An 11,114-nucleotide genomic window follows, 5' to 3' on the forward strand; every position below is an offset into this window, starting at 1 on the left:
TTTCGAAATTCGCTGGCGGATGTCTGTACGGGTCCGGCAGGATTCCCCGCATGACCTACGGAATCGAGTCCCAGTCCGCCCGGTGAGCGCCCTGGTAGCGGGCCGCGCGCCCGCCCCTCGGACCTCCCTGTACGAACACGTCCTGCGCCTGCATCGCGCGGAGCCCGACGGCCGTCTGCCCAAGGGCGGCTATCCCATGCCCGACCTGCCACAGCGGCGTCGCAACCCCGGCTGGGCCGAGGCCCGGGCTGCCGTGAGAGAAATTCTCCTCCCCCTGTTGAGCGAGCCGGACACCGTTCGCGCCGCCGACGAAATCCATCTGCGTCTCGACGAACTGGGCGCATACGACCGTCACATTCATCCCGTGATCGCAGAAGTACCCCTGGAGGACGAAGCGGCGGCCCGTGCGCTCGGCCGTTGCCTGGCGCGCACAGGCACCAGTACAGGGGCAGTGAGCGTCGGCATCGGTCTCCTCGGCCGCCTCGGCGAGCCGGAGGATGTGCCCTGTCTCACCGTCCTCGCCCTGCTGCGCGGCTTCGCCCGCCCGGCCATCCGAGCGCTCACCGCCCTCGATTGCCCCAGCGCTGCCCTGGCGTGGCTGAGCCATCACGCCGAAGCCCCAGAACTTCACCACCTGGTCGACGCCCTCACCGCGCACGACGACGAGGCCATTCGCACATGGCTGGCAGCAGTTCCCGTCGAGCCCCGTACGGTGGGGACCGAGACCGCCCGCAGGATCTCCGAAGCCGCCCGGCTCGCCGACATCCTCCGCGGGGATCCGGTCGACACCCGCGTCCTGGCCCAGGCGGGACGTCTGTTGTCCCGGATGACGAGTCTGCGCGACTACCAGGCCGAAATCGTCGACTATCAGCAGGCCGTCACCGCGTATGAAGCCCTGGTCGCCCGGGCCTCCCAACTGCCTCCGACGCTCGACCACTACGCCACCTTGCTCTCCCTCGCCCTTGACCTCCACAGCGGCCCCAGCGTCCTCCTTGACTGGCGGGCCGGTCAGCGTGAGGCGTTGCTGGACGCTCTGGAGTCCCTGCTGACTGCACCTGCCTGGGCTGCGGTGGCGGCCGCCGCCCACACTGATCCCACCGATCCCGCTGATCCCACCGACTCCACCGACTCCACCGACCGCATCGAACGCCGCCGGGTCCGCTGGATCCGGGGCGCGGCACGTCAGGCCTTCGCCCCCCGAACTACGCCTCCACGACTCCGCGTAGAGGTCACCGTCCGCGATCCGGCAGACCCGGACACCGTCGAGACCCGGCTTCTGATCGATGGCCGCCCCCTGGTGCCCGAAGCATTCGGCCGGGGCCCGGCCAACTCCCCCGAGTATCTGCTCGACGGCGGCCGTTTGCGGGCCACGGCCGAACCTCGGGAAGTGCAGCTCGCCGAGGCCTACTGCACCGAGGGCTGCTGCGGCGCGCTCCGCGTCACCATCTGCCGCGAAGGCCGGTACGTCGTGTGGCGCAATTGGAACCGTCCGGCAACCCTGCCGTCCCGGCAGCCGCCGCCCGCCCTTCCCGAGTACCGCTTCGACGCTGCCGCATACGACGCCGAGATCGCACGGGCCGAGAACGACCACTCCTGGGCGTGGCCGGCCCGGATCACCGCGCGACTGATCGCCGCAGGTCTTCGCGACCGGCCGGACCTCCTGACCCAGTGGGACGCCCGCCTGGGCTGGGTCGGCACGGACTTCAATGACCCGGACACGACCGTACTGTCCTTCACCTTCTGGCCCGGGCTCGCCGCCGGGCAGAGATACGAGAACGGCCCCTGGCTGCAATTCATCTGGAGCCTCCCGGACAACGGCACGCCGCCCGAGGACCAGGCAGCCACCGCGCTGCAGCGCCTCGCCACCGCAGACCCGAAGGGCTACGCGGAGGTCAGAGGCGGCAGCCGCGAGTACGCCGAGGCCCTCGGCTTCCCCTGGCCCGGACGTCCCCCGCCCCCCGCCCCCCGGCCCCCGACTGGAGGGTTGCCGCGCTGCCCACGTGCAGCCTGAGCAAGTTCGCCGAGCACCTGGTCAAGCGGAAGGCAACCACAGCCACGAGCCGGGAGATCCTGCGGCGGATACTGCGCGAGGGCAAGGTCTCCTGGAAGGCCACCACGACGTGAAAGGCGTCCACTGCACCGGAGTTCACCACCGCGATGCGTCACCACCTGACCCTGTACGACACTGCGCCCGCCCACGGGCGGGTGAGTTACGTCGATGAATTCGCGCCGCCGAACCTGTTGCCTGACGAGCCACCCACAGCCGATCGCTTTCCCGTTGTGGCAACCACCCTGATCAAGTAAAATCAGCCAACGTGAACACCGGACCGGCGCTACGCCACACACAGATTGGCCTCCCGGTGGAGGGCTGATCGCACGGCGGGTGCAAAGAACGCACCCCCTCAGTTCGGCACGCGGACCTCCCGGCACTCGCGCACCGCGAGTCCGTTTTCCGTGTCGAACAACAAAAACGAGGTCAGCCGCATGCCAGCCACCTTCAACCACACCATCATCGCCGCCAAGGACCGCATCGAGTCGGCCCGGTTCTTCCAAGAGTTGCTGGAACTCTCAGAAGCACCGTCCTGGGGCCCGTTCACCAACATCCAGCTCACCGACGGCGTGCTACTGCAGTTCGCCGAACCGCCGGTGGAGATCCAGATGCAGCACTACGCCTTCCTGCTCGACGACGAGCTGTTCGATCGCGCGTATCGGCGGCTGTGTGATCGCGACATCGAGCACTGGGCCGATCCGCAGATGCGCCGTCCAGGCGAGATCAACAACGAGCACGGCGGTCGAGGCGTGTACTTCAAAGACCCCGCCGGTCACGCAATTGAGCTGATCACCCGCCCCTATCTGTAACTGAGGCAGGACCTGGTCGGGTGCCCGAATCACGGCGCCCGACCAGGCGGTCAACCGGCCGAACTCCACTTTCCCCAGGGCACCGTGCTGCATGCCCACAAGAGGTACGGCTACAACCATCCGCGATGGCGCCTGCGTTCGCGGCACATTACGCCACGCATCGTCCGCATGGGCATCGAGTCCTCCCGCCGCCTCACACGCTGAACCGCACCCCCAGCCCGGCCTCCAACGCTGAGAGAATCGATCGTGTGATCCGATGGATACCTCGGGCCCCACGGTGGGTGGTGGCGCTGGTGACCGTGTACATCGTCGTGCTGGTCTTCGTGGGCGCCGCTTCACACCTCGCCGACCTCATCCGCAGCGGCCTGCATCCGTACAGCTGGGCTCCGGACTGGCTGAACCTGTACTGGTCCTCACTGGCGGTATTCGATTCGCTGGCTGCTCTGCTCCTGGTCAGCGGGAGGAGAGCGGGCGTGGACCTCACGGCCGCCGTCATGGCGACTGACCTGATGGCCAACTGGTATGCGGCCTACGGCATCCAGCACAGCGACTTCTTCGCACAGCCGGGCCTCCAACGGCTCACTGCCTTCACCCTGCTCGTGCTCGCAACAGGGCCCTTCGTCCGGTCCCGTCTCAGCCCCGGCGCCATCTGGAACGGCGTCTGAGCTCCTGCCTCATGCCGAAACGGCCGTTTGTCGTCGGCGCTGCGGTGTCATCCTGCCCATTAGGACGACGCCACGTTCTACCCGCCGTGACACTGCGATTACGGAAGTGCGAGACTGGCCCCGTCGACGGCCCGCAGGCAGTGGGCGGCAAAGAGGTGAGGAGCCAGAGTGGTCACACCACACCCTGCGCTGCCGACTGTTCCGGCACCCGCGGATGTATGGATGCTGGTGCGGCAACGGCCGACTGTGCTACGCCGGTCCACTCGCGAACTGGCAGCAGTCCTTACCGAGACGTACGGCTCCCGCTTCGCGGTCTGGCACACCGACGAGCTGCTCTTCGGCGTCCAGGACGGCCGGTTGGTGTTGCGCACCCTGGGGGGCGCGGACCTGCCCGCGCCTGAGGTGGTGTGCGTGCGCCAGGTGGCCGGACCCATGCACAACGACCGCGAGGTGACGTTGTTACGGCACCTCGAGCACATGGGCAGCACCCTCATCAACACCGTCGACGCCCAGCTCAAGTCCCGTAACAAGGTCTGGCAGCTGCAAGAACTCGCCCTGGCCGGGCTGCCGGTGCCCGACACCATCTCCTACGCCACCGCCCCCTTGGAAGGCGTCGTGCGCAGCCCCCAACTGGGCACGCCGTGCGTGGTGAAGTCCGTCAGCGGCGCCAAGGGCGGGCAGGTCTTCCTGGCCCCCGACCCGCACCTGCTCAGCGAGGTGGCCGGCAGCCTCGCACAGGAGACGCCGTTTCTCTTCCAGGAACACGTGGCTCCTTCGCACGGCCGTACCCTGCGCGTGGTCGTGGTCGACGACGAACCGGTGGACGCCGTACTGCACACCTCCCACAACGGCGCCCTCGCCGCCAACATCGCCAAGGGCGGCTCCGCCACGCTCTGCGCGGGCCGCTTTCCGCAGGCAGAAGAACTCGCGGTGCGCGCGGCCCGCTCCCTGGGCCTGGACATCGCCGGGGTGGACCTGTTGTTCGCCTCCGGGGATGCCTTCACCCTCTGCGAGGTGAATGCCGTCCCGGGCTGGCGCCCGGAGATGACCGCGATCGCCCCCGCCATCACAGCCTGCATCGCCCGCACCCTCTCGGCCCGCCGCCGCGAGGGACCACCGCCAACCACAGGGCCGCACCGAGGCCGCTTCGCAGAAGGGCAAGCCCTCAGCTGACAGCACCTGCCCCGCCTTGTGGGTGAGTTCCGCAATCCCCAGCGAACCATCTGTCTCGACCCCGATCCACTCAATCCAGGCAGGCCCAGGCACGTCCAGTTCCTGCTGACCAAGGCCACTGTCGAAGCGCTGCGTACAGCCGAGCTCGACCACGACTACGGCCGGCTCCACGCGCTCGCCGACCGGCTGGCGTTGCCCCCATCGATGACTGGCCCGTGAGCGGTTGAGTGGGCTCGCATGAGCGACAGAGGCGGCCCCGTTCAGGGTGCGGGCCCTCTCGCCACCGGGACGTGCTGGACAAAGGGGACCAAGGACACGCCCGTTGGGGAATATCGCCACGCAGATCAGCGGTAGCGGGGCGGTCTTGAAGGAGCCGCACACTCCTCTGACCTGCGGCTGCCCTGCAGCGCACCCGTCACTCGGCGTTCAGCGAGAACGCTCAGGCGTCGCTGCGAGAGCTCACCTTGGCGGCGGGGCCCGGGGTGTTGTGTCGGGTGAACGCCCAAAGTACGAGCCCGAGGCAGCTGAACGCGGCACCCAGTGCGCATACGGCGCCCCAGCCGGCCACCGTGTAGAGGGAGGTCGCGGCGATGGCGCCGGTGGCGCTGCCGAGCGAGTAGAAGACCATGTATCCGCCGATCAGCCGGCTGCCCGCGTCCGGGTGCAGCGCGTAGATCAGGGTCTGGTTGGTGACATGGACCGCCTGCACCGCGAAGTCGAGAAGGATCACCCCGACGGCCAGGGCCCAGAGCGAACTGCGGGTGAAGGCCAGGGGCAGCCACGAGGCGGCGAGCAGCGCCAGGGCGATGCCGGTGGTCCGCCGGGAGAGTCCGCGGTCGTTCAGGCGGCCCGCCACGGTCGCGGCCAGCGCGCCGGCGACGCCGATCAGCCCCAGCGCCCCGATTGCACTGTGGGGCAGGAAGTACGGGGCCTCGCTGAGCGGCAGCGCGACGCTGCTCCACAGGGTGCTGAAGGCGGCGAAGATCAGCAGACCGAACAGGGCCCGGAGCCGCAGCAGTCGTTCCCGTGCGAACAGGGTGATCGTGGAGCGCAGGAGCTGTCCGTAGCGCAGGGTTGGCGGCGGAGCGTCACTGTGGCGCGGCAGCACTCGGTGCAGGACCAGGGCGAGCAGAGCGGTGAGCGACGCCGAGGCGAGGTAGACGGAGCGCCAGCCCGCGAGATCGGCGATAAGGCCGGATGCGGTGCGGGCGAGCAGGATTCCGATGACCACGCCGCTGGTGACCAGACCGACGACCCGTCCGCGCGCGGCGGGAGGGGCCAGTGAGGCCGCGAAGGCCACCAGCGTCTGTGTGACGACCGCGAGAAGCCCCGTCGCGGCCATGCCCGCGAGCAGGATCGCCGTCGTGTGGGCGGCGGCCACCACGGCCAGCGCCACCACCAGGAGCAGTAACTGGGCCACGATGAGCCGTCTGCGGTCGGCCACGTCGCCCAGCGGCACGAGGAAGAACAGTCCCAGCCCGTATCCGACATGCGTGAGGGTGACCACGCTGCCGACAAGCGCCGGGCTCATGGCGAGGTCGTGGCCGATGGTCACCAGGAGCGGCTGGGAGAAGTAGACGTTGGCCACCGCCGCCCCGCAGGCGACGGCGAACAGCATGACGACGCCACGGGACAGGACGAACGCGGAACGTTCCCCGCTTCGGGCCTGCGTGCTTGGGTCCTCGGTCCGTGGTGTCACGGCCTCACCGTTGCCGGGCATAGACGCTCCTCCGCAATCTGGTTTCATTTTGCTACCAATAGCGACGGCGGCGACGGTAGCCCTTTTGGTAGCATGTTGCAACCGTCGTGAGAGTGAGGGACTCCATGGTGACCAGGACGCGCTTCGACGACAGCGAATGCCCCGTCGCCCGGTCGGTGGACGCGATCGGCGACTGGTGGTCCCTGCTGATCGTGCGGGACGCCTTCGACGGAAGCCGGCGCTTCGGAGAGTTCCAGCGCAGCCTCGGCGTGGCGAAGAACATCCTCACCGCACGACTGCGCACCCTGGTCGCCGGCGGTATCCTCGAATCCGTCCCCGCGTCGGACGGCAGCGCCTACCGCGAGTACGTCCTGACTCCGAAGGGCAAGGCGCTCTTCCCCGTCATCGTGGCACTGCGGCAGTGGGGCGAAGAGCACTTCTTCGCCCCCGGCGAACCACACTCACAGTTGGTCGACCGCCGACAGGGACATCGCCTCCGCGCACTGGAAGTGCGGTCCGCGGACGGGCGACGGCTGAACCCCGACGACACCACCGTCCACAAGATCTCCACCCAGTGAACTGAGCCGGAGACCCGGCGCCGACACACCGCTGCGCCGACGATCTGCCCGGCGAACTCACCGTTGAAGTGCGCGATGGCGACCAGCTCTTCCACTGTGCCGGTGTGAAAGTCCGCTACGTCACTCCCCGTTGCAGGGGCGGCTTTGCCTGGTTCGCGATCGGCTTCGAACCTCTCGGGCAGGGCAAGCCGCCGCTACCACCACCCACTCCCCCAAGTGACCGCCATCCGGATCCCGCACAGCGGCCACCGCAGGCACCGTGCCAACGCTGTCAACGCTGTCAACGCTGTCAACAGACCGTATCGGCAGGCTGGGCAGCGTCGTGGTCCGGGAAGAGGGTGGCTGCCACGTGGCGGGTGTCGGCGTATTCGATGACGGAGGCGATCTTGCCGTCGCGGACGGTGTAGATGCCGATGCAGCGGTTGTCGTATGCGGCGCCGTGAACCGTCTTGGCCTTGGAGGTCCATTCGGCGACCACGCGGTCGCCCTCGGCGGTCGTGCTGACGAGTTCGATCTCCAGAGTGCCGGGGACGAGGATCGGTCCCATGCTGCCGAGGAAGTCGTTGATGATCGTGTCGCGGCCGTGCCACACCTTGGAGATGGGCAGATCGCCCGGGTAGTGCCAGGTGGCGTCCTCGGCGAAGCTGTCGTGGATGGCGTCGGCGTCGCCGTCGCGGACGGCCTCGATGTAGCGGATGACGACGGCCCTGGGGTCGCTGGTGGTCACGATGGTGGTCATGGTCGTACTCCTTCGGGTGTGTTCCGGTTCTCCGGTGTTCGGCGGTCGTTCGGTGTGGTTCAGGACAGGGTGAGGACGGCCTCGCCTCGGATGCGGTGCTCGCGCAGGTCGGTGAGGGTGGTTGCGGTGTCGGCTCGGGGACGTCGGCGAGCGCGACGGGCTCGGCGGGCTCTCCCCGTAGGAAGGAAGGCTTTCATCGTGGTCATCTCCCTGGTCGTCTGCGGGTTGCCCCTCGGTGCGGCGTCGGGACCATCAGACCGGGTGGGGTGGTCGAGCGGCCAACAACGAAGCCGCCCGTCCGACAACGCGGGGTTGTCGCACAAGGTCAGCGGCATGGATCTCGTCCTGGCTCTGGTCCGCGCGTTCGCCATGACCGCCAGAACACTGCACTTCGGGCGGGCCGCCGAGGAGCTGAAGGCCAGTCAGCAGGCGCTGTCCAAGCGCATCACGCGACTGGAGGGAGTGGTTGGCGGTCGCGGCGGTGTCCGGCGCCGGGCGGGTCGTGCAGATCGATGCCTGGGGCCATCAGTACGCGCCGATGCGCGTGGTTGGCCAGGTGGTGCAGAAGCTCGGTGCCGGACTACCCACCACAGCATGACTGGCTCCCCGACACCGACCACGCGAAACTCGCGGTCCCCGAGACGCCTTGAGGCTTCACCCGCTGCTTCGGTGCCCTGACTTCCTCGCCCTGGCGTCGAGGCACATCCCCCCGACCGCCACAGCTACCACCCGTCCGGCCTTTGGACGTTGACCGAGAGCAGTCCATGCCCCTGCCACGCAGCCCGGCCCCAGATAGTCGCCGCCCGAAGCACCCGCTCGGTACTGGCGCCCATACAGAGCAGACAAGAACGCTGAGGTCGTACCTGCTCTGGGCTCCCTTGGGGCTGGTCCGGCCTTCCACCCGAACGGTCAGAGTCTGCCGACGGGTGACTGCGTCGGTGGAAGCTCCCACCTGATCTCGCCTTCATGCCAGTGACCGGTGGGAGCCAGGCCGGCAGCGGCGGCAACGGCAGCGGATGCGTGATGATCCGGATGGATGTGGGCACAGATCGCTTGCACGTCTTGCTCCTGCAGCCAGGCAACCAGTCCTCGTGCCGCCTCGGCGGCGATCCCACGCCTTTGCCACGCCGTCCCGACCACCCAGGCAACCTCGGCCGCACGCCCTCGCTCAGCAGCGGTGAGCGTTGCCTGCACCGTACCGGCCAGGCAGTTCTCCTCACGGAGCCGGATCACCCAGTTCCACCACATCTGGGAAGGGTCGGGTGAGCCGGCCACCAGGCGTTCGTACCGTGACCGCAAAGCCTGTGCGGAGTACGGTGCACCGCCGATGAAGACATGCAGAGCCGGGTCGCAGAGCACCTCGGCCATCTCGTCTGCGTGCTCGACAGCGAGCGGCACAAGGCTCAGCCTGTCGGTCTCGACAACCCCGATCTCCATGGCGTCCACGCTGCCTCCTGTCCGACCGCTCCCGCTACCGGGGCCCAACCGACACTACGGTGCCGGCGAAACCCATGAACATTCAGGGCCTCGTTGATCACCACGTGCTGTCCAAACGGACTGACGGAACGCTGTTGGCCCCGGGGCGGAGGGCGCTTTCGCTCACGTACGAGTGCGCGAGAACGGCGGCACACCGCCGTATGCCGAACTCGCCGCCGCCACGGGCGCGTCGGACTCCACCGCCAAACGCCGCCTGGACACCCTGCGCCAAGCCGGGGCTGTCACCTACACCCTCGATATCTCTCCGGCCACTGGGCTTACCCACCGAGGCACGCCTGTGGATGTCCGTCCAGCCCTCAGAACTCGCCCACGTGGCCCGAGAGATGGCCGCCCATGCCGAGGTCTCCTTCGCCGCCATCACCACGGGCCCCAGCAATCTCGTCACTGCCGTCAACTGCCGTAATCCCGAGGACCTTTGCCGGTACCTCACCGAACGCGTGGCCGCGCTCGACGCCGTCAGGCCCCTGGAGACCGCACCGGTGATCCGCACCCTAAAACGCACCGCAACCAGCCTCCCCCCCACTGACAGCAGCCGGACCACACGCATCCTCCCGTCGCAGATCGGGCGCATCGGCCTGCTGCCCAGGCACGTTGACCGACAGCCGTCCGGTCGACCAGGAGGCACCGGATAAAGAGGCGGCGCGCAAAAGGGGGGTTCGAGGCGGGCCGGTCAGCACGGATCGATCCACAACCCTCTTGCCATTCAAGGTAATTGGCCAAGGGGATCGGCCGCAGGAATTCCGCGGCTGTCTCAGGGCCGTCACCAATGTCGGCATCTCCCTCGGCGCCCTGCTGGCGGGCTGGATCGTGCAGGTCGGCACCCTCACCGCCTACCAGCTTCTGATCATCGGCAATGCCCTCGCCTTCGCTGCCTCCGCAGCCATCCTCGTACTGCTTCCCCCGGTCGAACCCGGGCCGACTGTCGGCGGCCCCCGCTGGATCGCCCTGCGGGATCGGCCCTACCTCGTCCTCACCGTGCTGGACGGCATCATGGCCATCCAGTTCAAAGTGCTCACCGTGGCCATACCGCTCTGGATCGTGGAGGCCACCACTGCCCCACCATGGCTCATCTCGGGCACCATGCTCCTCAACACCGTCCTCGTGATCGCGCTTCAGGTACGGGCCGGCCGCAACGTCAACTCCCCCGTAGCCGGCGCCGGTGCCTACCGCCGCTCGGGCATGGCCTTCCTTCTGTCCTGCGCACTGGTCTCACTGTCCGCAGGAATACCGGCATGGGCCGCCGGCGCGCTGCTACTGACTGCAGTGCTCATCCATACGATCGGCGAACTGTGGCACTCGGCTGCGGGGTTCGAGGTCTCCTTCGGTCTCGCTCCGAAGCACGCCACCGGCCAGTACCTCGGCGTTTTCGGCCTGGGTGCCGGGCTTGCCGAAGCCTTGGGGCCGGCCCTGCTGATCTCTGCATGCATCACCTGGGGCCGCCCTGGCTGGTACGTCGTGGGGGCGCTGTTCGCGGTGACCGGCCTGGCTGCCCCACTCGCCGTACGTTGGGCGCAACGTCAGACATCCCCCGTGATCCCACCCAGGGCCCGGGGCCGGTCAGATGACGACCGCGCGTCGGCGGCCGATCAGGCAGCCTCCGACGCCCAGGCCCAAGGCCCCCGCGAGCATGACGGATCCGGCGATCGTGGCCGGTCCCGGAGGAGTGTCACGCTCCGCCTCAGATGCATAGGTGACGTACTGCACAAGACCCTGCTGCCGGGCCAGGCCGGACAGAGGCTTGTACGAGGCAGGGGCAGGGGCCGCGTCCCACAGCAGCAGGGTCACCCCGCCCGCGACGAGGGCAAGGACAGCGCAAGCCACCATCAACCTGGCGCGCCACGGGTGCCGTAACCGGATCAGCATGCGCCGACGCTATCGCCCTGCGGACGGTGGAACATACACCC

At 68.4% G+C, this 11,114-nt stretch carries 11 protein-coding genes; 8 read left to right on the forward strand and 3 right to left on the reverse strand.

Going from position 1 to position 11,114, the window contains the following annotated elements; all coding sequences use genetic code 11:
• Nucleotides 1-82: 82 nt before the first annotated feature.
• The 4 genes from ADL29_RS29815 to ADL29_RS29830 all read left to right on the forward strand — a co-directional run bounded on the left by ADL29_RS29815 (nucleotide 83) and on the right by ADL29_RS29830 (nucleotide 4,697).
• Complete coding sequence (locus ADL29_RS29815) at nucleotides 83-2,011, forward strand: hypothetical protein (RefSeq protein WP_342671183.1); 1,929 nt, start codon at nucleotides 83-85, stop codon at nucleotides 2,009-2,011.
• A gap of 473 nt (nucleotides 2,012-2,484) precedes the next feature.
• A complete protein-coding gene (locus tag ADL29_RS29820; protein WP_053926665.1) occupies nucleotides 2,485-2,859 on the forward strand; it encodes a VOC family protein in 375 nt (124 codons plus the stop codon).
• Between the two features lie 248 nt (nucleotides 2,860-3,107).
• Complete coding sequence (locus ADL29_RS29825) at nucleotides 3,108-3,524, forward strand: hypothetical protein (RefSeq protein ID WP_245689690.1); 417 nt, start codon at nucleotides 3,108-3,110, stop codon at nucleotides 3,522-3,524.
• Nucleotides 3,525-3,692: 168 nt separating this feature from the next.
• Entirely contained in the window at nucleotides 3,693-4,697 is a 1,005-nt protein-coding gene (locus ADL29_RS29830) for a RimK family alpha-L-glutamate ligase (protein ID WP_245689691.1), read from the forward strand.
• Nucleotides 4,698-5,136: 439 nt separating this feature from the next.
• Here ADL29_RS29830 and ADL29_RS29835 read toward each other — a convergent pair whose 3' ends face one another.
• Nucleotides 5,137-6,417 (reverse strand): MFS transporter, encoded by a 1,281-nt coding sequence (locus ADL29_RS29835; protein WP_211274415.1) that lies wholly within the window; start codon nucleotides 6,415-6,417, stop codon nucleotides 5,137-5,139.
• 104 nt (nucleotides 6,418-6,521) lie between these two features.
• On the opposite strand from ADL29_RS29835, the gene ADL29_RS29840 reads away from it, so the two are divergent.
• The gene (locus tag ADL29_RS29840) at nucleotides 6,522-6,974 is read left to right on the forward strand and encodes a winged helix-turn-helix transcriptional regulator (RefSeq protein ID WP_053926667.1); all 453 of its coding nucleotides are present in this window, start codon (nucleotides 6,522-6,524) and stop codon (nucleotides 6,972-6,974) included.
• A 289-nt stretch (nucleotides 6,975-7,263) separates the two neighbouring features.
• Here the strand turns inward: ADL29_RS29840 and ADL29_RS29845 are convergent, their stop codons facing one another.
• Nucleotides 7,264-7,713 carry a nuclear transport factor 2 family protein gene (locus ADL29_RS29845; RefSeq protein WP_053926668.1) on the reverse strand — a complete coding sequence of 150 codons (450 nt, stop codon included), beginning with the start codon at nucleotides 7,711-7,713 and terminating at the stop codon, nucleotides 7,264-7,266.
• A 369-nt stretch (nucleotides 7,714-8,082) separates the two neighbouring features.
• Here ADL29_RS29845 and ADL29_RS41855 point away from each other — a divergent pair, with 369 nt between their 5' ends.
• Entirely contained in the window at nucleotides 8,083-8,391 is a 309-nt protein-coding gene (locus ADL29_RS41855) for a LysR family transcriptional regulator (protein ID WP_245689700.1), read from the forward strand.
• Between the two features lie 231 nt (nucleotides 8,392-8,622).
• Here the strand turns inward: ADL29_RS41855 and ADL29_RS29850 are convergent, their stop codons facing one another.
• The gene (locus ADL29_RS29850; protein ID WP_053926814.1) at nucleotides 8,623-9,150 is read right to left on the reverse strand and encodes a GNAT family N-acetyltransferase; all 528 of its coding nucleotides are present in this window, start codon (nucleotides 9,148-9,150) and stop codon (nucleotides 8,623-8,625) included.
• A gap of 341 nt (nucleotides 9,151-9,491) precedes the next feature.
• Between ADL29_RS29850 and ADL29_RS41860 the strand changes: the two genes are divergently transcribed.
• Complete coding sequence (locus tag ADL29_RS41860) at nucleotides 9,492-9,842, forward strand: Lrp/AsnC ligand binding domain-containing protein (protein WP_107095119.1); 351 nt, start codon at nucleotides 9,492-9,494, stop codon at nucleotides 9,840-9,842.
• Nucleotides 9,843-9,906: 64 nt separating this feature from the next.
• Nucleotides 9,907-11,061, forward strand: coding sequence for an MFS transporter (locus ADL29_RS29860; protein ID WP_245689692.1), 1,155 nt, complete (start codon nucleotides 9,907-9,909; stop codon nucleotides 11,059-11,061).
• The last annotated feature ends 53 nt before the right edge of the window (nucleotides 11,062-11,114 follow it).

This window comes from Streptomyces chattanoogensis, from assembly GCF_001294335.1.
Lineage (GTDB): Bacteria > Actinomycetota > Actinomycetes > Streptomycetales > Streptomycetaceae > Streptomyces > Streptomyces chattanoogensis.

Excerpts from the sequence above, each read along its gene's own strand:
- ADL29_RS29850 (WP_053926814.1), bottom strand. The coding sequence starts at position 9,150 with ATGGAGATCGGGGTTGTCGAGACCGACAGGCTGAGCCTTGTGCCGCTC.
- ADL29_RS29840 (WP_053926667.1), top strand. The coding sequence starts at position 6,522 with ATGGTGACCAGGACGCGCTTCGACGACAGCGAATGCCCCGTCGCCCGG.
- ADL29_RS29820 (WP_053926665.1), top strand. The coding sequence starts at position 2,485 with ATGCCAGCCACCTTCAACCACACCATCATCGCCGCCAAGGACCGCATC.
- ADL29_RS41855 (WP_245689700.1), top strand. The coding sequence starts at position 8,083 with ATGACCGCCAGAACACTGCACTTCGGGCGGGCCGCCGAGGAGCTGAAG.
- ADL29_RS29835 (WP_211274415.1), bottom strand. The coding sequence starts at position 6,417 with ATGCCCGGCAACGGTGAGGCCGTGACACCACGGACCGAGGACCCAAGC.
- ADL29_RS29845 (WP_053926668.1), bottom strand. The coding sequence starts at position 7,713 with ATGACCACCATCGTGACCACCAGCGACCCCAGGGCCGTCGTCATCCGC.
- ADL29_RS41860 (WP_107095119.1), top strand. The coding sequence starts at position 9,492 with ATGTCCGTCCAGCCCTCAGAACTCGCCCACGTGGCCCGAGAGATGGCC.